Annotated in this window: 28 protein-coding genes; 10 read left to right on the forward strand and 18 right to left on the reverse strand. The window is 52.7% G+C overall.

The features are described from left to right. The 18 genes from VFG09_12190 to VFG09_12275 form a co-directional block, all read right to left on the reverse strand. A partial coding sequence (locus VFG09_12190; GenBank protein HET6515913.1) for a restriction endonuclease subunit S occupies positions 1-791 on the reverse strand: 791 nt, incomplete at its 3' end. After that, positions 788-3,613 carry a type I restriction-modification enzyme R subunit C-terminal domain-containing protein gene (locus VFG09_12195; GenBank protein ID HET6515914.1) on the reverse strand — a complete coding sequence of 942 codons (2,826 nt, stop codon included), beginning with the start codon at positions 3,611-3,613 and terminating at the stop codon, positions 788-790. The genes VFG09_12195 and VFG09_12190, both read right to left, overlap by 4 nt. Positions 3,614-3,958: 345 nt before the next feature. Beyond that, positions 3,959-5,590, reverse strand: a complete 1,632-nt coding sequence (gene groL / locus VFG09_12200; protein HET6515915.1) for a chaperonin GroEL — start codon at positions 5,588-5,590, stop codon at positions 3,959-3,961. A gap of 12 nt (positions 5,591-5,602) precedes the next feature. Next, on the reverse strand, positions 5,603-5,893 hold the full coding sequence (gene groES / locus VFG09_12205) for a co-chaperone GroES (protein ID HET6515916.1): 291 nt from the start codon (positions 5,891-5,893) through the stop codon (positions 5,603-5,605). A 169-nt stretch (positions 5,894-6,062) separates the two neighbouring features. After that, positions 6,063-6,998 (reverse strand): response regulator, encoded by a 936-nt coding sequence (locus VFG09_12210; protein ID HET6515917.1) that lies wholly within the window; start codon positions 6,996-6,998, stop codon positions 6,063-6,065. Then, the gene (locus VFG09_12215; GenBank protein HET6515918.1) at positions 6,965-7,639 is read right to left on the reverse strand and encodes a rhomboid family intramembrane serine protease; all 675 of its coding nucleotides are present in this window, start codon (positions 7,637-7,639) and stop codon (positions 6,965-6,967) included. Before VFG09_12215 ends, VFG09_12210 begins: the two co-directional genes overlap by 34 nt. A gap of 51 nt (positions 7,640-7,690) precedes the next feature. Beyond that, complete coding sequence (locus tag VFG09_12220; protein HET6515919.1) at positions 7,691-10,165, reverse strand: molybdopterin-dependent oxidoreductase; 2,475 nt, start codon at positions 10,163-10,165, stop codon at positions 7,691-7,693. A 6-nt stretch (positions 10,166-10,171) separates the two neighbouring features. Continuing rightward, positions 10,172-12,055, reverse strand: coding sequence for an NADH-quinone oxidoreductase subunit NuoF (locus VFG09_12225; GenBank protein ID HET6515920.1), 1,884 nt, complete (start codon positions 12,053-12,055; stop codon positions 10,172-10,174). A 128-nt stretch (positions 12,056-12,183) separates the two neighbouring features. Further along, positions 12,184-12,567 (reverse strand): (2Fe-2S) ferredoxin domain-containing protein, encoded by a 384-nt coding sequence (locus VFG09_12230; GenBank protein HET6515921.1) that lies wholly within the window; start codon positions 12,565-12,567, stop codon positions 12,184-12,186. Positions 12,568-12,627: 60 nt separating this feature from the next. Next, positions 12,628-13,494, reverse strand: coding sequence for an NAD(P)H-dependent oxidoreductase subunit E (locus VFG09_12235; GenBank protein ID HET6515922.1), 867 nt, complete (start codon positions 13,492-13,494; stop codon positions 12,628-12,630). A gap of 503 nt (positions 13,495-13,997) precedes the next feature. Next, the gene (locus VFG09_12240) at positions 13,998-15,383 is read right to left on the reverse strand and encodes a sigma-54 dependent transcriptional regulator (protein HET6515923.1); all 1,386 of its coding nucleotides are present in this window, start codon (positions 15,381-15,383) and stop codon (positions 13,998-14,000) included. A 148-nt stretch (positions 15,384-15,531) separates the two neighbouring features. Continuing rightward, positions 15,532-15,900, reverse strand: coding sequence for a response regulator (locus VFG09_12245; GenBank protein HET6515924.1), 369 nt, complete (start codon positions 15,898-15,900; stop codon positions 15,532-15,534). Positions 15,901-15,992: 92 nt separating this feature from the next. Further along, positions 15,993-16,535: an ATP-binding protein gene (locus VFG09_12250; GenBank protein HET6515925.1), complete on the reverse strand. Its 543-nt coding sequence runs from the start codon at positions 16,533-16,535 to the stop codon at positions 15,993-15,995. Beyond that, on the reverse strand, positions 16,536-17,285 hold the full coding sequence (locus tag VFG09_12255) for a PHP domain-containing protein (GenBank protein HET6515926.1): 750 nt from the start codon (positions 17,283-17,285) through the stop codon (positions 16,536-16,538). It abuts the gene before it with no gap. Then, the gene (locus VFG09_12260) at positions 17,279-17,614 is read right to left on the reverse strand and encodes a DRTGG domain-containing protein (GenBank protein ID HET6515927.1); all 336 of its coding nucleotides are present in this window, start codon (positions 17,612-17,614) and stop codon (positions 17,279-17,281) included. The genes VFG09_12255 and VFG09_12260 overlap by 7 nt, the downstream gene beginning before the upstream one ends. Beyond that, on the reverse strand, positions 17,601-18,056 hold the full coding sequence (locus VFG09_12265; GenBank protein HET6515928.1) for an ATP-binding protein: 456 nt from the start codon (positions 18,054-18,056) through the stop codon (positions 17,601-17,603). The genes VFG09_12260 and VFG09_12265 overlap by 14 nt, the downstream gene beginning before the upstream one ends. After that, complete coding sequence (locus VFG09_12270) at positions 18,053-18,415, reverse strand: hypothetical protein (protein ID HET6515929.1); 363 nt, start codon at positions 18,413-18,415, stop codon at positions 18,053-18,055. Before VFG09_12270 ends, VFG09_12265 begins: the two co-directional genes overlap by 4 nt. A gap of 7 nt (positions 18,416-18,422) precedes the next feature. Beyond that, entirely contained in the window at positions 18,423-20,027 is a 1,605-nt protein-coding gene (locus VFG09_12275) for an ATP-binding protein (GenBank protein ID HET6515930.1), read from the reverse strand. Positions 20,028-20,181: 154 nt separating this feature from the next. Between VFG09_12275 and VFG09_12280 the strand changes: the two genes are divergently transcribed. The 10 genes from VFG09_12280 to nuoK all read left to right on the forward strand — a co-directional run bounded on the left by VFG09_12280 (position 20,182) and on the right by nuoK (position 25,947). Continuing rightward, entirely contained in the window at positions 20,182-20,553 is a 372-nt protein-coding gene (locus tag VFG09_12280) for an NADH-quinone oxidoreductase subunit A (protein ID HET6515931.1), read from the forward strand. Between the two features lie 91 nt (positions 20,554-20,644). Then, a complete protein-coding gene (locus tag VFG09_12285; protein ID HET6515932.1) occupies positions 20,645-20,794 on the forward strand; it encodes a hypothetical protein in 150 nt (49 codons plus the stop codon). A gap of 12 nt (positions 20,795-20,806) precedes the next feature. Further along, positions 20,807-21,166 (forward strand): NADH-quinone oxidoreductase subunit NuoB, encoded by a 360-nt coding sequence (gene nuoB / locus VFG09_12290; GenBank protein ID HET6515933.1) that lies wholly within the window; start codon positions 20,807-20,809, stop codon positions 21,164-21,166. An 83-nt stretch (positions 21,167-21,249) separates the two neighbouring features. Continuing rightward, entirely contained in the window at positions 21,250-21,786 is a 537-nt protein-coding gene (locus tag VFG09_12295; GenBank protein ID HET6515934.1) for an NADH-quinone oxidoreductase subunit C, read from the forward strand. A 1-nt stretch (position 21,787) separates the two neighbouring features. Beyond that, complete coding sequence (gene nuoD / locus VFG09_12300; protein HET6515935.1) at positions 21,788-22,984, forward strand: NADH dehydrogenase (quinone) subunit D; 1,197 nt, start codon at positions 21,788-21,790, stop codon at positions 22,982-22,984. After that, positions 22,974-23,471, forward strand: a complete 498-nt coding sequence (locus VFG09_12305; GenBank protein ID HET6515936.1) for a cyclic nucleotide-binding domain-containing protein — start codon at positions 22,974-22,976, stop codon at positions 23,469-23,471. The genes nuoD and VFG09_12305 overlap by 11 nt, the downstream gene beginning before the upstream one ends. A gap of 57 nt (positions 23,472-23,528) precedes the next feature. Next, positions 23,529-24,542: an NADH-quinone oxidoreductase subunit NuoH gene (gene nuoH / locus VFG09_12310; GenBank protein HET6515937.1), complete on the forward strand. Its 1,014-nt coding sequence runs from the start codon at positions 23,529-23,531 to the stop codon at positions 24,540-24,542. Beyond that, positions 24,539-25,087 (forward strand): NADH-quinone oxidoreductase subunit NuoI, encoded by a 549-nt coding sequence (nuoI, locus tag VFG09_12315; protein HET6515938.1) that lies wholly within the window; start codon positions 24,539-24,541, stop codon positions 25,085-25,087. The genes nuoH and nuoI overlap by 4 nt, the downstream gene beginning before the upstream one ends. A gap of 42 nt (positions 25,088-25,129) precedes the next feature. After that, complete coding sequence (locus VFG09_12320) at positions 25,130-25,642, forward strand: NADH-quinone oxidoreductase subunit J (GenBank protein ID HET6515939.1); 513 nt, start codon at positions 25,130-25,132, stop codon at positions 25,640-25,642. Between the two features lie 2 nt (positions 25,643-25,644). Then, positions 25,645-25,947 (forward strand): NADH-quinone oxidoreductase subunit NuoK, encoded by a 303-nt coding sequence (gene nuoK / locus VFG09_12325; GenBank protein HET6515940.1) that lies wholly within the window; start codon positions 25,645-25,647, stop codon positions 25,945-25,947. The last annotated feature ends 32 nt before the right edge of the window (positions 25,948-25,979 follow it).

Raw genomic sequence — 25,979 nt, forward strand, 5'->3', positions numbered from 1 at the left:
GCGGCAGGCTCTTTGTATTTCTTGCCCGGATTCTTTTCTTCCCACTTCTTCTTCCGCTCGGCGAGGATGCGTTTTAAAAGGTGTTCTCCTCTTTCGACGTTGGGATGTGCCTTGCGCCATTCTTCTGTCAGCTTCCCCTCAACAGCGGCCTTAAGGACAGCGGCTTTGTAGCGTTTGAGATTTCCCTTGACGCGCTTGAGCCCCGTCACCGCCTCGTCCAAGCGGGAGAATTGCTTTTCGATTTCGGCGACGATGAGAGGTTGCTGCTTTTTAGGCGCTACTGGAATGGGAAGCTTTCTTATGATACCAAGATTTACTCTAGGCCTTGTTGTGCCTTTAATATGTTTCTCAAACTGTCGTGCTATAAATGGGGAGTTAATGGCATATGTCAAGTAACGCTTATCCATTCCATTGGTTGTTCTAACCCGCACAATATCCGCGACAATGATTCCGTGTGGAATAGTTTCGGGAACGATGCAGGCCTTTCCTAATGGGTCGCCCAGTTTGGTGATCAGGATATCACCTGAATGGAAACTATGCCTACTAAGCATCTCTGCTTTCTTTTTTGATATGAACTTGATGTTCTTGTGAATAAACTCGTTTCGATTAATGTTCTGTAGACGTGCGACAGGCACACCCTCGTCTAAATATTCTGAAGCCTTAAGATTTGACCCAAATGGGCCGTCGACAATGTCACGCTTAGGCACGCTTATCAAATCTTCTAAGGAGTGCCATTTCCAATCAGAGGGTAGCTGATATAATTCATCAAAATCGATTTCTGCGTTTCTCATGCCGCAAGCACTCCATTCAACTCTTCAATAATCTTATTCAACTCATTCCCAAAGACCTGATGCACCTTCCCCAATCCGCCCTGCTGCGCAAAAGGCGCAAGGTCAAAATCATCCGTCTCGATACTCAAATTCGCGGCGATGTGGTCGCGGATCATTTCGAGCCAGCAGCGCTGCTCGTCAGTGAATTTCTTGCCCTGATTCTCCTGCTGTGCCATCCATGCGCTGAAGTTGACCTGAACTTTCTCAGGAAAAGGCACAAGCTCATTCTCCTGATGCATGGCAAAGCGGACAAGCGAGACGAGGTCTGTCAGGATATGCGGGGCGCTGGCGCCGCGGACCTTTGACTTTTCGAGCGAAGCATAAGCGTTCCAGAGGTTATCTACCTTCCAGAAGTAGGGCGGCTTTTCGATGAGTCCTGCAAGCTCCTTCACCTGCTCATACTTCAATCTTGTCTTATAGGGTTTGCTGTAAAGAATCTGTAACGCCGTTATCTCGTCTTTATGCTCTTTGATGAACTGCTCGAAGGACTGGACCATTCCCTTTGCCTTCTCCAGTGCCTCCTTGCTGAAGCCTGCGGCCTTAATCTCGTCAGTGCTGACTGTATCGATGGTCTGCTCTGTCTTCTTATAAATCTCAAGTATCTTTTCCCTGACTTTAGGGTTATGCAGGGGCTTCACCGCACTCTTGATCAGCTTTTCAGCAGCTTTTTTTATCTGCTCCTCTGTCAGTTCGCCTGTCCCGCCTGCCTCGCTTTGCTCGGCGCGGGCAAGCTCAATATGTCGGTCAGGATCGAGGGACTGCACAAGAACGCTCGTCAGTTCTTTGAGTCCCTTGCCATCGGCAAGTTTCCTTATTTCTGCATTGTCCTCTTTTGTGATTCTGCGCTCAAGCCGTGCAAACCGCGCGACAATTGATGAAATGACATCAGTATCAATGCTGCCGAGGGCAACAGCCTGGAGGAGCTTTTCGAGAGAAACTGTCCGCTGCCGGTCCATGGGCCGGGAATCTGTCTTCGCAGCCTCGCAGACGCCCACCGCATCCACAATCACAAAGTGGTCCTTGGATTTTGCATCAGGAGTGACGGACTGAAGGTCTGTCTCACTAATCACTCGCACGCCCCGGCCCTTCATCTGCTCAAAGTAGGCGCGGGACTGGACCTGTCTCATGAAGAAGACGATTTCGAGGGGCTTGATGTCTGTGCCTGTTGCGATCATGTCCACAGTAACGGCAATGCGCGGGAAATAGCTGTTTCTGAATTCAGCGATAAGCTCGTCCGTCTTCTTTCCTGTGGTCTTGTAGGTGATCTTCTGGCAGAACTCGTTGCCCTTGTTGAACTCCTCCCGCACGATCTTCACGATGTCTTCTGCATGGGAGTCGTCCTTTGCATAAATGAGGGTCTTCGGCACCTCTGTCCTGCCTGGGAATATTTCGGTAAAGAGCTTGTCCCTGAAGGCCCGGACAATGGTACGTATCTGTGGGGGCACGACAACGTCCCGGTCGAGCTGCTCGGCAGTGTAGGTAAAGTCCTCATCCAGCTTTTCCCAGCGGACAATTCGGGTCTCGCGGTCGCGCTTGTCCACAATATAACCCGCGTCCACCTTTGAGCCTCCTTCTGTGATCTCTGTGCGTATCTCGTAGACATCGTAATTCACATTCACGCCGTCGGCAACCGCCTGCTCATGGGGATACTCCATCACAAGGTTCTGGTTGAAGAAGCCGAAGGTCTGCTTGTTCGGCGTTGCGGTGAGGCCGATGAGAAAGGCGTCGAAGTATTCGAGCACCTGCCGCCAGAGGTTATAGATGGAGCGGTGGCATTCATCGGTAATGATCACATCAAAGGTCTCGATGGGCACCTGGGGATTATATTCTATGGGCGGCGGCTCCTTGTAAACCGTCTCAAGACCGGCCACTGTATGTTCATCATCCTCTTCGGAAAGCTCTTCTCCTTTGAGAATCGAATAGAGCCGCTGGATTGTGCAGATGCAGACACGGGCGGTCCTGTCTATCTTGTTCGAAGTGAGCTGCTGGACAATGTATTCTTCTGTGAACTTGTAAGGGTTGTAGGGTGACCGGTACTGCTGGAACTCCTTGAGTGTCTGGCGTCCGAGATTTGCCCTGTCCACAAGGAACAGGACACGCTTTGCCTCTCCGAAGCGGAGCAGTCGGTAGATGAAGGTGACGGCAGTGAAGGTTTTGCCCGAGCCGGTCGCCATCTGGACAACAGCGCGGGGCTTGTTATCGCTCATCGATTTCTCAAGGTTCGTGAGCGCCTTTATCTGGGCAGGCCAGAGACCTTCCTCAATAAGATTCGGCATCTTGCGGAGGCGTGAGCGCAGAGTGGAAGGGGGCCAATAAATTTCTGCGATCTCGGCTGCCTTATCGAGCGATACTTCTCCTGAATAGGTGAGCCACTCATGGAACGTTTCAGGACGATGGAAAGAGAAGACCTGTCTTGATCGGGCGTCGGGTTCAAGATAGCTGGTGAACCTCGTCTCAAGCCCGGTTGATTCATAACAGAAGGGCAGTGGCCGATGCCAGGCAGGGAGAATATCAGGGAGGCCTTTTTTGTATTTGTCGGACTGGACCTCAACGCCGGTGAGGGTTTCGCCCTCTTTCTTGGCCTCTATTATACCGGCTGCCTTGCCGTCAATATAGAAGAGATAATCAGCGATGCCGTGTTTTGCTTTTAAGGGAAAATTTCTGATAACAACGCCGGGGTGTGCATGGATATTTGCTTCCTTATAATCACAGACATGCCAGCCCGCATTTGTCAGCATCCTGTCAATCTCTTCACGGGCTTTGTCTTCAGGAGTTCTCGCCATCTCCCTCCCTTATTTTTCTTTAGATATTAGTATGTTTCCGCAGTATTTTGCAACCGCGGAAAGCTATGGAAGCAGGCTTCCGGAATGTGGCCTGAAAAGAGTTCTGGTTATATCATGCAGCTTGGACAAGATGTTCTGGAGCGTTTGTTACTGTGATCAGGCATTCCGTTGCTTAATCCGAAATGTCTTTTGGGGACGCGACAGGCCCTCCTGGTGCGCACATTATTGAAGAAAGGCCGTCTTTGTGTGGCGAGGCTTCATCTGTTTCAAGGCAGAAAAAGAGGGCGGTTGGAGATTTCTCCAACCGCCCTCTTTGAAACTGAATCGCTTCCTGGACGACTTCTCTTAGTACATCCCTTCCATGCCGCCGCCGGGCATCGGAGGCATCTTCTTCTCCTCTTCAGGGAGTTCCGAGACCATTACCGATGTCGTAAGCATCAGGGAAGCGACGGAGGACGCATTCTGGAGGGCCGTTCTTGTAACCTTTGTGGGGTCGATGATCCCCGCCTTCATCATGTCGACATACTCTTCGTTCTGGGCATCAAAGCCGTAGTTCGCATCCTTCGATGCCTTAACCTTCTCGACGATGACGGATCCCTCAAGACCTGCGTTGTTAACGATCTGGCGGATCGGCTCTTCGAGGGCCTTCATAACGATGCCGACGCCGATCTTCTGATCATGGTTGTCGAGCTTAAGGTTCTTCAATGAAGAGATGCACCTGAGGAGCGCGACGCCGCCTCCAGGCACAATGCCTTCTTCGACAGCAGCCCTGGTTGCGTGAAGGGCGTCTTCGACCCGTGCCTTCTTCTCCTTCATCTCCGTCTCAGTGGCTGCCCCCACATTGATCACCGCAACTCCCCCGACGATCTTAGCAAGGCGCTCCTGAAGCTTCTCACGGTCATAGTCGGAGGTCGTCTCTTCGATCTGTGCCTTTATCTGCTTTACCCTGCCCTGGATCTTTGCAGCATCACCGGCGCCTTCAACGATCGTTGTATTCTCCTTATCAACGGTGATCTTCTTTGCCCTTCCGAGGTCGGTGATCTTTACGCTCTCAAGCTTGATGCCGAGGTCCTCGGAGATCATCGTGCCGCCCGTGAGGATTGCGATATCTTCGAGCATTGCCTTCCTCCTGTCTCCAAAGCCCGGCGCCTTGACAGCGCAAACCTGGAGGGTGCCACGAAGCTTGTTGACGACGAGCGTCGCAAGGGCCTCACCCTCAACGTCCTCAGCGAGGATGAGAAGGGGCTTGCCCATCTTCGCGGTCTGCTCAAGGATAGGAAGAAGATCCTTCATGTTCGATATCTTCTTCTCATTAATGAGAATAAATGCATCTTCGAGATTGCACTCCATCCTGTCAGGATCCGTTATGAAATAGGGAGAGATGTAGCCTCGGTCGAATTGCATTCCTTCGACAACATCGAGTGTTGTAGCCATGCTCTTTGCCTCTTCCACGGTAATAACCCCGTCTTTTCCGACCTTATCCATCGCCTCAGCGATAAGCTCCCCGATTGACGGATCGTTATTGGCCGAGATCGTACCGACCTGGGCGATCTCTTTCTTGTCTGCCACCGGCTTGCTCAGTTTCTTGAGGTCTTCAAGGACAATCTCGACAGCCTTCTCGATTCCCCTTTTCAGATCCATGGGGTTTCCGCCTGCCACAACGTTCTTTATCCCTTCCCGGTAAATGGCATGGGCCAGGACCGTTGCCGTCGTCGTCCCATCACCGGCCACGTCCGACGTCTTGGACGCCACTTCCCTCACAAGCTGTGCACCCATGTTCTCCCACGGGTCCTTCAGCTCTATCTCTTTTGCAACGGTAACCCCGTCCTTTGTGATGGTCGGCGCCCCATACTTCTTGTCCAGGATCGCGTTTCTTCCCTTCGGGCCGAGGGTTGCCTTGACGGCTTTCGTCAAGAGGGTGACTCCGCTCAGTATCCCTCTCTGTGCCTCTTCGTCAAAAATCAGTTGTTTAGCCATGAGTAACCTCCTTTATTGCTCTACGATTCCTAAGATATCTTCTTCCCTGATGATCAGGTACTCAACATTATCCATCGTGACCTTGGAGCCCGAGTACTTGTCGAAGAGCACCACATCTCCGACCTTGACAGACATCGGCTGGAGCTTCCCATCATCCGTAACTCTGCCGGGGCCTACTGAAACAACCTCACCCTTCTGAGGCTTCTCTTTGGCTGAGTCCGGGATGTAAAGCCCCCCAGCGGTCTTTTCTGCCTCTTCGGTGTATTTCACCAACACCCTGTCTCTCAACGGCTTGAACTTCATAACCTTTTCTCCTTTCTCAAGAAATTTATTAGCACTCATCCTCAATGAGTGCTAATATAATTTTTTGATAGCGCCGTTGGCAAGTGCCCATTACAGCAGAAATAGACTGAAAAATAAGAATACTACGAGATATTTTCAAATTGCTCTTTTTTTATGAGAATTACGAAGACTAACTCAATTCTCTTCGTTTCTTCTCTATAAAATTATCTATGGCCTCATTGAAAAAGTCACCGGTCCGTCTTATTTCAGCCGATATCCTGGCCTCATAGAGCTTCAATCCCTCCTTCAGATCGGATGCAAAGGCTGTGTGGAAGGTCCCGTTTTTTATCGCCTCATCTACCTTAGAGCGGTTATAGAGATAGATGTCGGCCACTATGGTCCGTGCGAGACGTCGTGCCTTTTCTACCATCTCATTCGGTTTTTTGCGGTCTGATTCGCCGACAGCAGTCGTTACGACCTTTTCTTCTGTTGGCCCTTTCTCAGGAACCTTTGAGGCCGGGACTCTTTCCTCAGTTCCGCCCCGCATTCTTTCCCTTCCGACGCGTTCCTCAACTTTCTCCGGCGTTATTCCTCTCAGAGAATCGATCTGTTCGATAAGGGAATCCTCGAGTTCGTGCTCCTCGATATACCCGTCGGCGCCATGAAGGGAGAGGGGTTCCCTGCGGTATCTGTCCTTATCGTAGAGAGAGGCGACGAGGATACTCTTCATGTCCCTTGTCTCCGGTCTTTTCTTCAGTCTCGAACCGACTTCGAACCCATAGATCTTGGGAAGGGAAACACTGAGGACGGCAAGGAACGGCAGTTCGCGCGTGGCATGTACCATTGCTTCTATTCCGTCTGCTGCGGTAATGACTCTAAAGTCCCTTGCCTCAAGGATCGCTTTTGCCCTCTCACGCACGGTGACATCCTCATGGGCGACGAGGACCTTAAGTGGATCGAGTGGCCTTGCCTGAGAAACGGCTTTCTTCACGAGGAGCACTGTGCTGCACTTCGGGCATTTGAAAGGCGTGCCCTGAGGGGATAGCTTCTCGTCTCCAACCTTGAGCTTCACCTTGCATTTCGGACAGATGACTACCATCGCCTCAATCTCCTTCTTTGCAGCCACAGTTTTATCGTCAACAATCCAAAGAGAAAACCACCGAGATGTGCGAACCAGGCTATCCCGCCCTGACCCGCAAGCCCTTTGGTAACGAGACCGTTGATAAGCTGTATAATAGCCCAAAAACCGATAACAATCAAGGCCGGGATTTTTACCACTTGCCAGAAGAATCCGAAGAAGAGAAGGGTATAGACTTGGGCTCCGGGGAACAAGAGGAGGTAGGCTCCGAGGACGGCCGATACCGCTCCGCTCGCGCCTATCATCGGTATGCGGGAATGTGGTTCGGTGAAAGCATGGGAGTAGGCAGCTATGACACCCGCAAGCAGATAGAATGCCAGAAATCTCAGATGTCCCATGCTGTCTTCGATGTTGTCACCAAAGATCCAGAGATAAAGCATATTGCCGCCGAGATGAAGAAGCCCGCCATGGAGAAACATCGAGGAAAAGATGGTAGCGATAGGGCTCACGGGCTGACTCCTTTCGAGGGTGATCAGATTGTGAGGTATCGCACCGTAAGAAAAGGCGAAGGTCTCTCCTCCGGAAGGAGATACTAATCCCCACAGGTAGGCGGCGACATTGAGGACGATGATCCCGATGGTAACCAAGGGGAGCGTAGCCGTGGGATTGTCGTCCTTGAAAGGGATCACCCGACTTCACCCCAGCCCCTATCCCTGCCTACCCGATTCATCTTTTTTTCTTTACGCTTTTTCTATCCTCACCGTATCCGTTGGAGCTTCCCCGTTCGCGGCGGGATGGGTCAGTGCATTCACATTTGCGTGAGGGAAATGCGTCGGTGCAAAGAGCGTCCCTTCGGGCATCTCATCAGACAGCATCGCCTTGAGATATACCTCGCCCCTTCTCGACGTGACCCTTACATACCCTTCATCGTGAATCTTATGCTCCTTCGCATCTCTCGGGTTGATTTCAAGATAGGCGTCTGAGACAACGGAACCGAGGTTCTTCGAAAGTACGGAGAGGGCTCCGGAATGCTGCAACAGATTTGACGTAATAAGGAGCAGGGGATATTCTCTGTCCGGTTTCTCAGACAACACGTGCGTAACGGGGTGGAATGAGGGTCTTCCTTCATGAGAAGCAGCGGTAATCACCATATCCATAATGGACGCCCTGATTTCGGCAAGGTCCTTGAGACCGACGTCCCGATTCATGGTTCTCGCCAGGTTTCTGAATACCTTCCAGTCGGGGATGGACTGTCCTGTCTCGGCCAGAAGCTTCGGGACATTCTGGATATCGCCTGTGGCAGCCATGAATGTCCCCTCTTTCTCACCCCAGCTGCTGGCAGGAAGGACAACGTCAGCAAGCTTCGCCGTATCTGTCATGATGATGTCCTGCACGATGAGCAGTTCCAGCTCCTTTAAGGCTCTTGTGACTGTCGAGACATCTTTAAAGGTAACGAGAGGGTTTTCTCCCATTATGTAGAGTGCCTTGACAGCTCCAGGCTTGTAAAGCATCTCAGAGGCGTCTTTTCCTCCCGAATGAGGTCTGACCCCGACCTTCCACATGCCTAAAGTATTCGAAAACTCAGCAGGAATCTGGAGGGTATCATGGGCGTCGCCCATGAGAAGAACGAGGTTGGCAGCTGCAAGGACCGTATTCATGCCCTTCGTGTTCTCAGAAGAGCCAAATGTCAGGGCGAGGAGCCTCCGTCTGGCTCGGGCATAGGACCTTGCAAGGCCAATGATCTCATCTTCAGTCAACCCTGTGAGCTTCGCAACGGCAGGAGGCGTGAAGTGGGTAAGACTCTTTGACCACGCTTCAAAATTCGGTATGGTGAGGGTCTTTTCCGTAAGGGGAATCTCCTCATCGAGATTATGAAGTCCCTCGTCGAGAATCACCTTTGCAATGCCGTTGAGGAGAGCAAGCCCCGAGCCTGCCTGTATCTGGAGCCACGCGGTGCTGTTCCTCGCAAGTTTTGTCTCCTTCGGGTCTGCAACAATAAGTTGTGCCCCCTGTTTCTGGGCCGCAATAAAATTCAGCCCCCATACCGGCACCGTGGATGTTATGTCGGACTCAACAACGAGGATAAAATCAGCCTGCAGAGGCGCGTCCCATGTTATCGGTGAAAGTTCAGTCCCGAAGGCCATCTCGACGGCCTTCCGTGCCTTCGCATACCCGAAGCGGGCGGCAGAGTCGATATTGTCCGTGCCGATAATCTCCCTCATGAAACGCTGAAGCATGTAGTTGTCTTCCATGGTGGCGCGCTGAGAGCCGATGGCGCCGATAGCGGACGGACCATGCTTCTCTTTTATCGCTTCGAGGCGCTGGGAAACGTATTGAAAGGCCTCCTCCCACGTTACCGGAACAAGGGCGCCGTCCCTTTTAATCATGGGTGACTTTATTCTGTTTTCAGAATAGATGTAATCAAATCCGAACCTTCCCTTGCTGCAGAGATCTCCCTGGTTGATTCCGATGCCTTCCTTCCCTCTTGCCCTGACGATCCTTCCTTCCCTGAGACTCAGGTTTGTGGTGCAGCCGCAGCCGCAATAGGGACATACGATCGGATATTCATCCATATACCAGACCCTTGACCTGAATCGGTAAGGCTTGCTTCCGAGGGCTCCAACAGGGCATGCGTCAATGCACTGCCCGCAGAACTCGCAGTCCAGGGTCTCCTCGAAGGCTGGACTGATCTTTGACTTGAATCCCCTGCCGAGAAGATTTATGGCACCGACACCCTGATGGTCATAACAGACCCTCACGCACTTGCCGCAGAGGATGCACCTGTTTGGGTTTCTTTCCACGAGCGGCGCGGCGATGCTCTCGGGTTCACGGCTCCTCTCAGCCACAAACCTGCTCTCGGAGGGGCCATACTTGAATGCAAGATCCTGGAGCTGGCACTCACCCGCCTTATCGCAGATCGGACAATCGAGGGGATGATGAATGAGCAGAAACTCGAGGACCGTCTTTCTCGCCTTATGGAGCTTCGGCGTCTCGGTATGGACCACCATCCCGTTTTCAGCAGGCGTAGAGCATGCCGCGAAAAGCCTTTTCTGCCCTTCCAATTCAATGACACAGAGCCTGCAGCCACCATAGGGCCTGAGCCGCCTGTCATAACAGAGGTTGGGAATGTAGATCCCGTTCTTCTGGGCTGCCTGGAGCACGGTGGTGCCGGGCTCAACCTTCATCGTTTTACCGTTTATCGTAAGCTGTATCATGATTTCTTATTCCTCCTTTGCCGCAAGGGCCGCTATCCGCATATCCTTCAAAGCCGCCTGATCAGTTGTCTCCTTCAGGCTTTCTCTCATGCTTCTTGGGCCGATCTTCACTGAATCGAACTTACATACCTCATAACAAGAGCGGCACTGTATGCATTTCGCTTGGTCGATGCGGTGGGCTACCTTCTTTTCTCCGGATACGGCAGCCTGGGGGCAGACCTTTTTGCACTGGCCGCAGGCCTTACACTTCTCCTCATCGATATAGAAGGTGCAGAGGTCCTTGCATACCCCTGTCTTGCACCACTGCTCGTTTATGTGGGATTCATACTCTTCCTTGAAATATCTTATCGTCGTCAGTACGGGGTTGGGGGCGGTCTGGCCCAGACCGCAGAGAGATGTGGCTATGATGTCGAGGGACATGTCCTGAAGGAGCTCGATGTCTCTTGCCTTTCCTTTCCCTTCCGTTATCTTTGTCAGGAGATCGAGCATCATCGTCGTTCCGATCCTGCAGGGCGGGCATTTACCGCATGACTCTTCAGCGGTAAATTCGAGGAAGAACTTCGCGACGCTCACCATACAGTTCAGGTCATTCATAACAACCATTCCGCCGGAACCAACAATGGCCCCTGTCTGTACGATGTCCTCGTAGGTGACCGGCGTATCAAGGAGGTGCTCTGGTATACAGCCCCCAGAGGGCCCGCCCAGCTGGACGGCCTTGAACTTTCTCTTGTTCGGTACGCCGCCGCCGATATCATAAATGATCTTTCTGAGGGGGATGCCCATAGGAACCTCAATGAGACCGATATTGCTGATCGCGCCGCTCAGGGCGAAGACCTTTGTTCCTGTAGATTTTTCCGTCCCGAGACTCCTGTACCAGTCAGCGCCGTTCAAAATAATTTGCGGTATATTGGCATAGGTTTCGACGTTGTTCAGCACCGAAGGCTTATCCCAGAGCCCTTTCTGAGCGGGGAACGGCGGCCTGGGCCTCGGCATTCCCCTCTTCCCTTCGATCGACCTCATGAGGGCTGTCTCTTCTCCGCAGACAAAAGCACCGGCCCCCTGGTAGATCTCGATATCGAGGTTGAATCCCGTACCAAGGATATTATCGCCGAGAAGTCCGTACTCTTTCGCCTGGTCTATGGCGAGCTGTAATCTGTGGACGGCGAGGGGGTACTCTGCCCTCACGTAAATGTATCCCTTATTTGCCCCGATCGCCCTGGCGCCGATTATCATGCCCTCAAGCACGACATGGGGGTCGGCCTCCATGATGCTCCTGTCCATGAATGCGCCGGGGTCTCCTTCATCGCCGTTACAGAGGATAAACTTCTCGTCCCCCTTAACCCTTGCACAGAGTTCCCATTTCATTCCCGTGGGGAATCCTGCTCCGCCCCTTCCGCGAAGTCCGGAGCGCTTGAGTTCATCGATGACCTGTTCCGGCGTCATCTCCGTCAGTGCCTTTGCAGCTGCCTGGTACCCGTCCCTCGCAATGTATTCATCGATCTTCTCCGCATCGATAAGGCCTTTGTTCCGTAAGGCCCTGAGCACCTGGAGACTGAAGAAGGGGATGTCCTTCATAAGGGGGATCGTCTGCTTCTTGACAGGCTCCTTGTACATGAGCCTCTCGACAGGCCTTCCCTTGATGAAGTGCTCTTCCACAATGAGGGGGACATCCTTTACGGTGACCTTCTCGTAAAAGATATCGTCGGGATAGACGGTCATGACAGGGCCCTCGGCGCAGAAGCCGTTACAACCGGTCAGGACGACATGTATTTCATTCTGGAGGCCTCTGTTCTTCAACTCTTCATCAAGGGCGGTCTTTATCTTCAGACTGCCGCCGGCGATACATCCGGTGCCTCCGCACAACATTACACTTGAACGATATTTTTCCATCTCTCCTCCTCTAAGAACCGTAATGGCTAAAACCTAAGACGTAATAAGGTTCAGCGTATCCCTGTTCCAGATTTTCAAGGGTCCTCATATGCTCATGGTTCATCATTCATCATCCATGACAGAAACGCTTAATATGCGGTCTCGCTTCCCATGACGAGGGCGGAACCCTCAACAATACGGCCGTTCATTACATGCTCCTGGAAGATCCTTCGTATCTTCTCATCGTCCAGCAGCACATACTTCACGGGCGCCTCGTTCATGATCTCGACGGTAGCCATAGGCTCCTTGCTGCACAACCCGGCGCAGCCCGATGTCGTCACGATCACATCCTTGACGTCGCTCTTGGCAATCTCGTCAAGGAGCGCTTCCATTACCTTTCTTGCGCCAGCAGCGATGCCGCACGTACCCATGTGCACGGTTATCTTCGCACGCGAACCTCCCTCCCGTAATGTCAGGGCGGATTTGTAGTCTTCCTTTATCTTCTTGAGATCATCGATCGTCAACCGTCCCATACATGCCTCCTTTTACATAGATGTGAGATTTCCTGTCCTTGAGCAAGCAATCCTCAGTCATTAGTCACTATAATCCTTCAGCAGATTATGTACCTTTACTGCATTGACGGATCCGTGGGTGTCTTTGTCGATCACGACTACCGGCGCAAGCCCGCAGGCCCCCAGACACCGGACCGTTTCAAGCGAGAACTTCTTGTCAGCCGTAACGCCTCCGACACTGACCGCGAGGCCGTCACTCAGCTTCTTAACAATCTCTTCTGCGCCCTTGACATAGCAGGCGGTGCCGAGGCATACCCTGATGTTATGCTTGCCTTTGGGCTTCATGGTGAAGAATGAGTAGAATGAGACAACGCCATGGACTTCGCTCACGGGAAGCTTCAAACCCTTCGCAATATGCCTCTGGATAGAGGGGGGAAGGTATCCGATAAGTTCCTGCGCCTCCTGGAGAACAGGGATGAGACTACCCGGCTTTCTCCGGTATCTCTTAATGATCGTATCGAGTTGCCTTGCTTTCTCCTCGGTATACTCCTCCGATGGGGGAGCCTCTGCAATTACCCCTGACTTTCTGAATTCCATTGCCTTTCCCGTAACCTCCAGGAGCAGCCCCGGCGAAAAGGGTTTCGGCAGATAATCGAGGATCCTCAGACTGAGGGCCTCTTTTATGCTGTCCTGCGAAGGGTAGCCTGTAATTACGATGATCCCGGTATCAGGCTTGGAGTTCCTTATCCACCGGATGAGCTCAAGGCCGTTCATGTCCGGCATCATAAGGTCTGTGATAACAAGGTCGTAGCCGTCTTTGCCGAGCTTGTTCGTCGCCTCGTTGCCGTTCGACGCGCTCTCGACGGTATAACCTTCTGGCGCTAGGATGCGTTCGCAGCTCTTGACGACAACAGGTTCGTCATCTACTACAAGTATCTTCCCTGCCATTCCTCATATCCTCCTTCGGATGTACTTTATCGAATGGAAACTGCACGTTTACGTACAGGAGTAAGGCTCTCAACCTTCCTCCTCCCTTCGTTCTCGTCTCTTGGCTTATTCTTGCTTTGTAGCCGAAGAGTCTGAAAAGATCAAGCAATTATGTTGCCAACATATTTTATCATAAGATGGACTATCGAATAAACAAGAAAGTCTTATATATCCATACAGCCATGACCCAGAGTAAGCCATAGACAATAAAGACTTTCTTGTTTATGGTGTATGCTTTTTATATACATTTTTCTGTCCAAGACCGTAGGTTCTGAGGGGCTCACTCTTCCTGAGCAGCGACTGGATTGACAGCGGGACAGTTCTTTACACCTGGCGAGTTGAATATTTTTTTTATACACATGGTATGTGCCAGTGAAGGGCCGAGGATCCTCTGGGTTATATCAAAGAGAGCGGCGGAGAGCGGCGAACTGTTACGGGAAAGCCCCTCTCCACTCTCAAGTGCATTATCCCCTCTTGATCCCATATCTCTTCAGAAGTGCCTGGAAATTTGTCCGTTGCATCCCCACCTCCTGAGCCGCCCTTGTAATATTCCACTTGCTGCGGTCTAATGCATTGACGACAAAAGCCCTTTCGAGATCTTCGACTGACTTGACCCTCAGCTTCTTCTTCATCTGTTTCAACTCTACGCTTGTTTTGGGAATTTCGGGCTCCTTTCTGCCTGTTATGAGAATATGCTCGGGCCTCAGTGCCTTGCCTTTACAGAGGATGACGGCGCGGTGAATGATATTTTCGAGCTCCCTTACATTGCCGGGCCAGTCGTGCAGTATGAGGCGTTTCATTGCCTCTGCAGAGATTGAAGATACCTCCTTCTCCGTCTCCCTCCCGAATTTCCTGATGAAATGATCGGCGAGCGCCGGGATGTCCTCTTTCCTCTCTCTAAGGGGTGGAAGGTTTATCGGGAAGACGTTCAGCCGATAAAAGAGGTCTTCCCTGAATGTTCCTTCCCGAACCATTGCTGACAGATCTCTGTTTGTTGCAGCGAGGATCCTGACATCGACCTTCGACATGGTCCTTCCTCCCAGAGGCCTGAACTCCTTCTCCTGCAGCACCCTAAGGAGTTTCGCCTGCATCGGAATGCCGAGGTTCCCTATCTCATCGAAGAGAATAGTCCCGCGATGGGCAAGCTCGAGAAGGCCCCTGCGCGTCTCCATCGCCCCGGTGAAAGAACCCTTCATATAACCAAAGAGCTCGGCCTCCATGAGGGCGTCGGGGATCGTCCCGCAGTCGACAACAAGGAAGGGCTCATTCCTGCGCGGGCTGTTGTGATGGAGCGCCCTCGCAATGAGCTCCTTGCCTGTTCCGCTTTCCCCGGTTATGAGAACCGTTGTCATTGCAGGTGCTACCGTTGCGATGAGGTGAAAAACCTTCTGCATGGCCGCCGAAGTCCCGGTGATATTCTCCATGCGGTACAGGGCGTGCATCTCCTGTCTCAGCCGCAGGTTTTCGACGAGGAGGTGTTTTCTTTCGAGGCAACGTGTCACAGCGTGGAGAAGCTGTTCGGGCGCAAAAGGCTTCTCGATATAGTCGTACGCCCCGTAGCGCAAGGCCTCGACAGCGGTCTTCACGGATCCGAAACCGGTTATGACGATCACTTCCGTACCGGGCCAGTTCTCCTTGATCATCCTCAGTACCTCCATGCCGTCCATGTGGGGCAGGCGAAGGTCTGTGAGCACGAGATCAAAGTGCTCCTTCCTGAGCCTGTTCAGCCCTTCCGTGCTGTTGGCCGAGAACTCCAGTGCATAGCCTTCAGGAGCGAGTATCTTTCCACAGCTCTTTCTGACGATCTCATCGTCATCAATAATGATAATCTTCTCTTTAGCAGAGATCATAGAGGTGCTTGAGGAAGTTTACCACGTTTCTTCAGGGAAGGCCATGGAACGGCAGTATTCATATCATAAAGATGCAATGCGGGCAGGACAGGCGAGGGAGGTATGCTCATGAAGGAGGGAGGATGATGTTCCGGCTAAGCCCCGCTCCTCATTTCGAATCGAGGGCATCCTTAACCGCGGCAACGAGGGCATCAGGGGTGAACGGTTTTTCGATATAATTGAATGCGCCTGATTTGATCGCCTTCACAGCATTCTCGACCGTACTGTATCCCGTTATCATGATCACCTTTGCGGCCGGCCGCTTCTCCCTTGTCTTCAGGAGAAACTCCATCCCGTCCATGTCGGGCATCTTGAGGTCCGTCAGAATGAGGTCGTAGGCACTCGTCTCAGCCATCTTCATACCCTCGATCCCGCTCGGTGCAACGTCAACGTCATAGCCCTCAGGCGCCAGGCACTTCTTGCAGCTTACCCGCACAATCTCCTCATCATCGATCACAAGAATCTTCGGCTTGGCCATTCATCGCCCTCCTTCCGTGACCCTATATCATACCATGTGCAGCGATCCACGTGTCCCAACCTTTTCCTCGTCTTCCATGGATACTCCTTCGGTTAACCCTGACGGCTTCTTATTCCCCGCTCAATATCTTCCCTTATGGCCTTCAGGACTGCCGGCCTGTTTATAGGTATCTCTCCAAGGTCCTCTCTAATCTCGGCAGTACTGAGGCGGTACGTGTAATCATTCTTTTTATACTCAAGGACGAAATCGATCCTCTCATTTCCGGCTATGAGAACCGTCAGCGTTGCCGCGATATTCCCCAGCGGTTTCCTGTCGATATGGCTGTTCCTGAAACGTGCTGTTATGGTTGTCCCCTTCCCCTGCCCCGAAGTGATCGAAAAGCACCCGTCACACTCCTCTGCAGACTGCTTCAGGAGGGGCAACCCAAGGCCCACCCTCCTGACGGTCTTTGTGCTAAAGAAAGGGTCTGTGACCATCTTTACGGTCTCTTCGTCCATGCCCCTTCCGTTATCCCTGATCTCCAGAGTCAGCCGGTCATTTGCCGTATCCTCTTCAACGCGTATCTCCACGAGATCGGCGCCGGCAGTGACAGAGTTCTCGGCGATGTCAAGGATATGCAGGGAGAGGTCTTCCATTTATTCGGTCTCCCAGCAGGTGTCGCGGCCATCCCTCTTCACGAGGGCGAGCCTTATCTCTTCCAAGGTCGGCTCTTTCAGTCTGAAGGTCGTGACTCTTCTTCCGATATCGGCAACATGGTGAGCATCGGAAAAAGAGACCCAGGGCAAATTCCGCAGCCCCTTAAACTGCGCCTCTGCAAGGCCCCTTGTCATTTTTGGGGAGAGCTCAAGGGCATCGAATCGCACGTCAGCGGGGATGAAACCCAGCTGAGAAAGAACGCTAAAGCTCTCACGGTCAATATGACTGGCAATGGCCAGTCCTCCGAGGGAATGAATGGTCTCCACCAATTCGCGGAGGTTCAGCTTCGTCGCCGCTATGAGCAATCTCCTGTTGAACGCGAGGACCTCATTGAATTCGTTTGCGATCACCTGATGCCCGTAAAGCCTCTCGTCATTTTCCTGCTCGGGAAGATTCTCATAGATAATGTCCTGCATGCGCAACATCTGTCCCGTTTCATTGAAGAGACCAAGGATGTGAACCTCCTCTGAACTTGACACCTCCATCCCGCCGAGGATGGTCATCCCTGTCCCGTAGGCTGCCCTCTTTGATGCCTCGACATTCTCGCAGGAGTTGTGATCTGTTATGGCGATGATGTCCAGCCCCCGTGCTCTCGCTGCTCCCACAAGGTCCCGGGGGCTCATATCCAGATCGGCGCACGGAGAAAGACAGGTATGGAGATGAAGATCGGCCAGAAACGTACTCAACATCGAAGGAACTGATAGAGCTTGCCCCCCGCCTCAAAGGTCGAATGGGACGTGACAAAAATCGGGATCCTTTCTTCATCGGCCTTCGTCAGGGTCTCTCCTTCGGGATTTCTCTTATTCGTCAGGATGATGGCTGCCAGGTTTCTCAGGACAGCCACGGCAACGGTGTTTGGGTGCGTCTGGAGGGTGATCCAGACTTCGCCTTCCTGTGCGTTTGCCATGACATCAGAGAGCAGGTCGCTGATATAGCACCCGGTCACCTCCCGTTCGAGATCCACATCTGCCGTCCTCGCTTCAAGGGACAATGCCTTGACTACCTCACCGAGATTCATGGCCGTGATCCTCCCTATGAATGGTTATGATTATTTCGAGCGTCGTTCCCTCCCCGACAACAGAATCGACCTTAAAATCGTCGGAATTCTTCTTGATGTTGGGCAGTCCTATTCCCGCTCCCCACCCCTTCTCCCTCACCCAGTCGGGAGCAGTCGAGTATCCTTCGGTCATCGCCAGCGGAATGTCAGGTATGCCCGGACCCATGTCGGTGACAACGATCTTGATCTCCTGGGAGGTAACGGAATAATACATCACGCCGGCAGTTGCATGGATGATCACGTTCATTTCAGCCTCGAAGCTGGCGATGGCGGCCCTCCTCACGATCTTCATGTCGATGCCAAGCCCTGTGAGAACGGATTTCAACTCGCTCGACGCCACCCCGGCGTTCGTAAAATCTCCTCCGATGATATGGAAGCTCCCTTCCCTGTTGCCCTTGTTCATAGCGTTGCATCCTCGGTACAGCTCTGGAGACCTTTTGCATAGAGGATGCCGCATGAGGTGAATCTCGAAAACCGTGTTGCGATCAATGGGATATCCTTCTCTCTTGCCAGCTCGATCGTCTCCTTGTCGGGTCTCTTGTCGAGAACAAAGATGATGGCCTTCAGATCGGCGATTTCCGCCGTTCTCACCACCTGGGGATTGACGAGCCCCGTGATGAGAAGGGATCTCGGCTTTGTCGCAAAACAGAGCAGATCGCTCATAAGGTCGGAACTGCAGACCGTACTGACGTCGGAATCCATATCCCCCGCGCTGAGAATCACCTCGCCATCGAGGAGTCTGATCACTTCTCGCAGCGTCATCCTTATATTATCCTATCCCCGGTGTGGCTTCCAACGGTAACCGCACAAAAAAGCTCGCACCCTTGCCGAGCTCACTCCGTACAAAGATGTTCCCCCCATGTTTCTTGATGATCCCGTAACTGACGGAAAGGCCGAGGCCCGTCCCCTTCCCGATCGGCTTTGTCGTGAAGAAGGGCTCGAAGATCCTGCCGACGTGGTCGGGCGGTATACCGGGGCCCGTATCACTGAACTCGATCTCGATCTGTTTCCTGCCGTTGAGGCTGTCGTCGCTCAACCGCGTCACGACGGTCACCTCGCCTCTCTCATTCATTGCGTCAGCCGCGTTTATCAAGAGATTCAGGAAGACCTGCTGCATCTGGTTCGGATCTGCAAGAATGGAGGGGAGGCTGCTCTCAAGGGTGAGGTTGAACTTTATATTATGGAACTTTGCCTGATTAGTGACGAGGGAGATGGTATTCCGGAGAAGGGCATTAAAGTCCGTCAGGGTCTTTTCCGCAGAGGTCTTTCTCGAGAACCCGAGAAGGCTCTTGATGATTTTGGAGCACCGGTTTGCCTGTTCGATGATGACTTCAAGGTCTTCGATGTCCTGTTTGTTCTCGGGGGGTATGCGTTTCTGCATGAGATGAGCAAAGGTGACGATGCCCGTTAACGGGCTGTTCAATTCGTGGGCCACGCCTGCTGCCATCCTTCCGAGAGAGGCCAGTTTCTCTGCGTTGATGAGATGATCATGGGCCCTCACAATCTCCGCCTTCTTCTTCTGGACTTCCTCTTCGAGGGCCTTTGTCCAGTTCTCCATGCTCTCCCGGTATTTCTTGATATCCTTTGCCATGGAATTGAATGTCTGCGCAAGGAGGCCCATCTCATCGTTCGTGGGGATCTCGATCACATGATCGAGATTCCCCTTGGATATCTTCCTCATCCCTTCGTCGAGGAGCGAGACGGGCTTCGAGACAAATTTATAGAGAATGATGCAGAGAGAGACGGATATGATCATGATGAAGAGACCCCCGAACAGCAGGGTCCCGATGCGACTTTGAGCGATCGCGGCATCCACGGCAGCCATGCTGACATTGGTTTCGAGGACGCCGAGGATCTTCTGATCTTCCCGATGATAATGGCAGGAGGCCCCGTAGCAGGAAGGCTCATTCGCCATAGGGACAACCCTGGTCAGCGTCTTCGTGCCGCTGCGGTCAGAGACGATCCTCCAGTTTTCTGAATCGGGAATTGCACTGAGAGGCTTTTCGCTGTCCCGGTGGCAGATCTGACAGGTGGGGTAATCTTTCCCGACTGAACGGCCCACCTCGCCCTTCTTCGATGAATACGTTATTCTCCCCTTCATGTCGAATATCGTAATTCCCCGGATGCCCGAACCCGAGGCGATCGTTTCGACCGTCTTCTCTATGGAGTCCCTATCGCCGGCAAGCATGCCGCGAGAGATCCCTCGTTTCACGAGGTCTGCCGTTGCCGTTGCGCTGCTGATGAGGTTCTTCATCATAATGGTTTCCTGATAGTGGATAAAGATATACCCGAAGATGATGCTGCCCAGAGCCATAAGGCACCCTACGGCCAGGATGAGCTTTCCCGCCAGGGAATTCAGGGACTTTCTGATCATGACGAAATTCTATCACAAAATCACAAAAAATTATTCCTCTCCCTCAAATTAGAATATTAGATCCGTTATTGTTTTTTTTGTTGACACTCTTTTGGCATTTAGTGTATAAAATGATGGTTTCGACGGATGGTTACTTCTCCCGAAAGGACATGGTATGACGAGTTCTGTTATCCCGAGAGAGTATATACCGGCGATCATCACCATGGTCATAGCCCTGGGGTTTGGCCTTGGCGCTCTCCTTGTGGGATCCTTCGTCAGGCTCAGGAGACCCTACAGGGAAAAGCTCATGCCCTACGAATCAGGCAATCAGCCTGTCGGAGAACCCCGGTACCGCTTCTCGGTCAAGTTCTATATCATCGCGATGCTCTTTGTCGTGTTCGATGTCGAAGCCGTCTTCCTCTATCCCTGGGCGATCGTCTTTGACCGGATCGGACTCTATGCGTTCATCGAGATGATGATATTCATCGCTGTCCTCGTTGTCGGGTATTTTTACGCCTGGAAGAAAGAAGCGTTCAGATGGGACTGACACGGTTCCCGCTTGAAGATTCATGATCCTTGCAATCGAATCGTCATTCGCTATCAGCAATCATCGCTTTCGTGAGAGGAGGTGAGGGTAGATGGTAATAGACGGCGTAACGGCTGTCGTGGAGGTCGAAGAGGGCCTGAAGGTGATCCCCGGTGCCAGTACGATCATCGCCAGCCTTGACAAGCTCATAAACTGGGGAAGGCTTTCATCCATGTGGCCCATGACCTTTGGTCTGGCTTGATGTGCCATTGAAATGATGACGACGGGATCGTCACACTATGATCTGGACAGATTGGGAATAATCTTCAGGGGCTCACCGAGGCAGGCCGACTTTGTTATCGTCGCAGGTACCGTGACAAAGAAGATGGCCCCTATCGTGAGAAGGGTCTATGACCAGATGCCTGAGCCGAGGTACGTGATCTCCATGGGGAGCTGTGCGTGTTCAGGAAACATCTACGATACCTATAGCACGGTGCAGGGCTGCGACACCTTCCTCCCCGTGGACGTCTATGTCCCCGGATGCCCGCCGAGGCCCGAGGCGCTCATGCAGGGGATGATAAAACTCCAGGAGAAGATCAGCGGAGAGAGGTTCAAATGGAGCAGGTGGCGGTGAGGCATCAGGGATGAATCAGTCCCCATTGAGACTCCTCAAACATCAGCAAGAATGAGAAATATCACATCAGAGACGGAGAAGGGATGGAAGCACGAGAGATCGCCGAGAAGATAAGAGACCGGTTTCCTGAGGAAGTGAAAGAGATCAGGGAATTCCGCGGTCAGGTATCGGTCCTCATCCGGAGGGAATTGGTCAAGGAGATCATGCGGTATCTCCATGATACACCTGAACTGTATTTTGACTTTCTTGAAGACCTTTGCGGTGTCGATCATCTCGGGAGAAAGGAACCGAGGTTTGAAGTCGTCTATCAGCTCTTTTCGATGGAGCACCGGCATGCCGTCCGTCTGAAGGCCGAGGTCCCTGCAGACGACTGCACGATCGATAGCGTCGTCGAAATCTGGAAAGGCGCCAACTGGCATGAACGGGAGTGCTACGACCTCTTCGGTGTGCGGTTCAAAGGCCATCCCGACCTCCGGAGGATACTCCTCCCTGAAGACTGGACAGGGCATCCCCTGAGAAAAGATTATCCCCTGAAGAGCGATCTTGGTGAGATGGAGTGGAAGGGGATAAAGGAGGTCATGGAGACCGCCGAGAGGAACAGGCAGTATGAGGTCAGGTAAAATGGATCAGGAGACGAAGGAACTAAGGACAAAAGAGCTCACCATCAACATGGGTCCCCAGCATCCCGCGACCCATGGTGTCTTGCGTCTGTTTCTCGAACTCGATGGAGAGACGGTCATCAAGTGCACGCCCTATGTCGGATACCTTCACCGGGGAACGGAGAAACTCGGCGAAAACAGGACCTATCTTCAGGCGCTGCCGCTCTCAGACAGGCTCGATTATATATCGTCCATGTCCAACAATGTCGGTTATTGCGTCGCCGTAGAGAGACTGTTCGGTATCGAGCCTCCTGAAAGGGCTAAGTATATCAGAACGATGATGGCTGAGATGACGAGGATCAGCAGCCACATCATCGGCGTCTCGACCCATGCCCTCGATATCGGGGCTATGACCATGTTCCTCTACTCCTTTCGTGAGCGGGAATGGCTCATGGACCTCTTCGAGATGACCTGCGGAGCACGCCTGACCGTGAGCTATCCGAGGATCGGCGGCGTCAGGAACGATGTGAGCCAGGAGTTCCTTGACAGCCTCTATCAGTTCACCGAGGAGTTCCCCAGGAGGATCGAGGAATACGAGACCTTGATAGATCAGAACAGGATATGGTTGAAGCGGACAAAAGGCATCGGCGTCATAAGCGCGGAAGACGCAATAAACTGGGGATTGACAGGTCCAACGTTACGGGGATCAGGAGTCCTCTATGACGTGAGGAAACATGCGCCCTATGACGCCTATGATAAGGTTGCCTTTGACGTGCCTATCGGGAAGAACGGCGATGTCTACGACCGGTATCGCTGCAGGATGGAGGAACTCCGGCAGTCGAACAGGATCATCAGGCAGTGCATTGAACAGCTCCCGAGAGGCCCGATTATGGCCCCTGACGCGCCAAAGTTTACCCTTCCTCCGAAAGATACGGTACTGCAGAACATGGAGTCGATGATCCACCACTTTGTCCTGATAACAAAAGGTCCGACGACCGCTCCCGAAGGAGAGATCTACGTGGCGACAGAGGTGCCGAAGGGTGAGCTCGGGTTCTATTTTATCAGCGACGGAACGGGCAGACCGTATCGGATGAGACTACGGTCGCCGTCTTTTGTCCACGTGTCGGTACTTCCGACGCTGTGCGAAGGCGCTCTCATAGCCGATGTCATCGCAAATATCGGAACGATCGACATCGTTCTCGGAGAGTGTGACCGGTAAAAGCATCGTTTCCGGCTCTATGGAAGACGGCGTAATCCAGGGCATCCATATTTTCAGGGACCTGGACAGCTCTGAGAGAGCGATCATCGGGGCCATACTCACGTGCAAAGAGTGTGCGCCCAATGACGTGATATACACTGAAGGGGACAAGGGCAACAGCCTGAACATTATACTCAAGGGCAAGGTGAGGATCAACAGGGCGACGGTAGAGGGTGATCAGTTCTGCATAGCAACCCTGAAGAAAGGTGATATCTTCGGTACCATGTCTTTTCTTGACGGAAGCCCCCATGACGCGACGATTGTGTCAGACCAGCGGACTGAGCTGACGGTATTGGAGAAGTCCGATTTTGACCGTCTGATCCAGTCCAGTCCCCTGACGGCCGCCAAGATATTACGGAGGCTTTCGATGCATCTTGCCGCTCTCGTGAGGAATATGAACAGCCAGTATATGGATGTCATGAACCTCATGTTCAGAAAGGGCAAATGACAGAGGGACGTTTGAATGAGGAAAGAGGCAAAAATTTATTGAAGGCGGAGTGGAGACATGAACGTTCTTGAACTCTTTGCAGGTCCCGGATCCTTTGATGCCATGATAAAGGTTGTGCTCATGCTGCTGAAGATCGCCGTTGTGGTCGGGGCGTTGATGCTCCACGTCACCTATGCCACCTACTTTGAGCGGAAGACCATCGGCCATATGCAGGTGAGACTCGGGCCGATGAGGACGGGGTTCCATGGCCTGCTCCAGCCGATAGCAGATTTTGTCAAGCTCTTCTTCAAGGAAGACATCATCCCCGCTGATGCCGACAAGCCGATGTTCTTCATAGCTCCCGTGATCGCGGTCTTTGCTGCAATGACGTCGATAGCGGTCATCCCCTTCTTCGAGGGATTCGTCATAGCCGATATCAATGTCGGTCTTCTCTTTGTCCTTGCCATGTCTTCCCTCGGCTCCTACGGCATCATCATGGCAGGCTGGGCAGCCAATTCCAAGTATTCCTTCCTGGGAGCCCTCAGGTCATCTGCACAGGTGGTCAGCTACGAAATCTCCCTGGGGCTGAGCCTTGTAGGCGTCATGATGCTCGCAGGCTCCTTCAGGCTCACCGATATCGTCAAGGCCCAGGAACACTACCCCCTCGGCATGTTCCTCTTCCCCCAGATCATCGGTTTTTTTGTCTTCCTCCTGTCGGCGATAGCAGAGACGAACAGGCCGCCCTTTGACCTCCCTGAGGCCGAGAGTGAGCTCGTGGCGGGATATTTCGTGGAATACAGCGGCATGAGGTTCGCCCTCTTCTACGTATCCGAGTATATCGGCATGATCATCATGGGGTGCATCGGGACCGTCTGTTTCCTCGGCGGCTGGCACGGGCCCTTCGAGATACCCTACCTGCCCTTTGCCTGGTTTCTCGCAAAGGTGTATTTCATCATCTTCTTTTACTACTGGATACGGGCGACCCTGCCAAGATACCGGTATGACCATCTCATGAGTCTCGGATGGAAGGTGCTCATACCCCTTGCATTGCTGAACATCGTCCTTACAGGGATTGCGAAGGTGCTGGTATGAAAATGAAAGGTGTCGTAAAGACGGTATTCATGACGGAGATCCTCAAGGGGATGGCGTTGACCTTGAAGATGATGTTCACTCACCCGGTGACGCGCCAGTATCCCAAAGAAAAGAGGCCTGCGATGCCCGGCTTCAGGGGTCTCCACGCCTTAGTAAGGGACCAGGAGACAGGAGAGGCCAGATGCGTCGGATGCGGACTCTGTGCTGCCATATGTCCCTCACAATGTATCCATGTTTATACGGCGGACAGCCCCGACCACAAGAAAATCGTAGAACGGTACGAGATTGAGGTGCTGAGGTGTGTATACTGTGCTTTTTGCGTTGAGGCCTGTCCCTACGCCGCGGTCGTCCTCACGGAGCACTACGAATATGCCGATTATACCCGGGAAGCCTTTTTCATGACAAAGGAGAAGCTCCTTGACAACTGGGACAGGTATATGGGGCCGAAAAAGAACATGGAATATTTCAAGAAGTTCTGGCATCCCCGCACTGCCGACTTCGGATCATCCGAGGCGCAGGCGGTCTTTAGGAAAAGGGAGCGGTAGTGTGAAACGGCTGCCATTAAGGACACGCGGAAGGAGATCTCCATGACTGCCGAATTACTCTTTGCCTATCTCGCAGGCGTAATTATCGTTCTCGCGCTCTTCGTCATATCGACGAAGAACCCCGTGCACAGCGTGCTCTTCATGCTCCTCATGTTTTTCCATATAGCAGGGCTCTATCTTACGCTCAATGCCGAATTCCTCGCAGCTATCCAGGTGATGGTCTATGCCGGGGCGATCCTCGTCCTCTTCCTCTTTGTCGTCTTGCTCCTGAACCTGAAGGAAGAGGTCGTAGTTGAGCGGTTCGTCGGGCGCTGGCCTTTCGGCTTGGCCACGGCCTTTGTCTTCTTCCTCATGACGGTACTTTCGTTGCAGTCATTCGTTTTGGGGCCTCAGGGTGTCGTGGGTCCTGAGACCATAAAGGCAGAGACAAACGCGAGGGTACTCGGGAAAATCCTTTATACGGAATTCCTTTACCCCTTCGAGGTGGTCTCTCTCATCTTGCTCGTGGCGCTCATCGGCGCGATTGTGCTTGCCAAGAAAAAGCTAAGGAGTTGACGATGGTTCCATTACAATGGTATTTGTGGCTCAGTGCGGGAATGTTTGCGATCGGCGTCGCCGGGTTCTTGATCAGGAGGAACATCATCATCATGTTCATGTCCATTGAGCTCATGCTGAATGCGGCGAACATCTCTCTCGTCTCCCTGAGCCGTTATCTCCAGGATATGAGAGGACAGATCCTCGTCTTTTTCATCATAGCGGTGGCAGCGGCCGAGGCAGCGATAGGCCTGGCCATCATCATCGCCCTCTTCAGGAACAGGACAACGACCTATATCGATGAAGTGAACGAGATGAAGGGGTGATGGCGAAGGCAGGATGAGCACGGGAGAACGAA

Source organism: Thermodesulfovibrionales bacterium (assembly GCA_035686305.1).
In the GTDB taxonomy this organism is placed as follows: Bacteria; Nitrospirota; Thermodesulfovibrionia; order Thermodesulfovibrionales; family UBA9159; genus DASRZP01.

Coding starts and splice junctions, on each gene's coding strand:
- VFG09_12275 (HET6515930.1), bottom strand. CDS start 20,027: ATGATCAGAAAGTCCCTGAATTCCCTGGCGGGAAAGCTCATCCTGGCC.
- VFG09_12260 (HET6515927.1), bottom strand. CDS start 17,614: ATGAATCTCGGTGAGGTAGTCAAGGCATTGTCCCTTGAAGCGAGGACG.
- VFG09_12265 (HET6515928.1), bottom strand. CDS start 18,056: ATGAACAAGGGCAACAGGGAAGGGAGCTTCCATATCATCGGAGGAGAT.
- nuoH (HET6515937.1), top strand. CDS start 23,529: ATGAACGTTCTTGAACTCTTTGCAGGTCCCGGATCCTTTGATGCCATG.
- VFG09_12235 (HET6515922.1), bottom strand. CDS start 13,494: ATGGCAGGGAAGATACTTGTAGTAGATGACGAACCTGTTGTCGTCAAG.
- VFG09_12225 (HET6515920.1), bottom strand. CDS start 12,055: ATGGAAAAATATCGTTCAAGTGTAATGTTGTGCGGAGGCACCGGATGT.
- groL (HET6515915.1), bottom strand. CDS start 5,590: ATGGCTAAACAACTGATTTTTGACGAAGAGGCACAGAGAGGGATACTG.
- groES (HET6515916.1), bottom strand. CDS start 5,893: ATGAAGTTCAAGCCGTTGAGAGACAGGGTGTTGGTGAAATACACCGAA.
- VFG09_12230 (HET6515921.1), bottom strand. CDS start 12,567: ATGGGACGGTTGACGATCGATGATCTCAAGAAGATAAAGGAAGACTAC.
- nuoD (HET6515935.1), top strand. CDS start 21,788: ATGGATCAGGAGACGAAGGAACTAAGGACAAAAGAGCTCACCATCAAC.
- VFG09_12295 (HET6515934.1), top strand. CDS start 21,250: ATGGAAGCACGAGAGATCGCCGAGAAGATAAGAGACCGGTTTCCTGAG.
- VFG09_12250 (HET6515925.1), bottom strand. CDS start 16,535: ATGGAAGACCTCTCCCTGCATATCCTTGACATCGCCGAGAACTCTGTC.
- VFG09_12280 (HET6515931.1), top strand. CDS start 20,182: ATGACGAGTTCTGTTATCCCGAGAGAGTATATACCGGCGATCATCACC.
- VFG09_12245 (HET6515924.1), bottom strand. CDS start 15,900: ATGGCCAAGCCGAAGATTCTTGTGATCGATGATGAGGAGATTGTGCGG.
- VFG09_12240 (HET6515923.1), bottom strand. CDS start 15,383: ATGATCTCTGCTAAAGAGAAGATTATCATTATTGATGACGATGAGATC.
- VFG09_12320 (HET6515939.1), top strand. CDS start 25,130: ATGACTGCCGAATTACTCTTTGCCTATCTCGCAGGCGTAATTATCGTT.
- VFG09_12270 (HET6515929.1), bottom strand. CDS start 18,415: ATGACGCTGCGAGAAGTGATCAGACTCCTCGATGGCGAGGTGATTCTC.
- VFG09_12255 (HET6515926.1), bottom strand. CDS start 17,285: ATGTTGAGTACGTTTCTGGCCGATCTTCATCTCCATACCTGTCTTTCT.
- nuoI (HET6515938.1), top strand. CDS start 24,539: ATGAAAATGAAAGGTGTCGTAAAGACGGTATTCATGACGGAGATCCTC.
- VFG09_12195 (HET6515914.1), bottom strand. CDS start 3,613: ATGGCGAGAACTCCTGAAGACAAAGCCCGTGAAGAGATTGACAGGATG.
- nuoK (HET6515940.1), top strand. CDS start 25,645: ATGGTTCCATTACAATGGTATTTGTGGCTCAGTGCGGGAATGTTTGCG.
- VFG09_12220 (HET6515919.1), bottom strand. CDS start 10,165: ATGATACAGCTTACGATAAACGGTAAAACGATGAAGGTTGAGCCCGGC.
- nuoB (HET6515933.1), top strand. CDS start 20,807: ATGATGACGACGGGATCGTCACACTATGATCTGGACAGATTGGGAATA.
- VFG09_12285 (HET6515932.1), top strand. CDS start 20,645: ATGGTAATAGACGGCGTAACGGCTGTCGTGGAGGTCGAAGAGGGCCTG.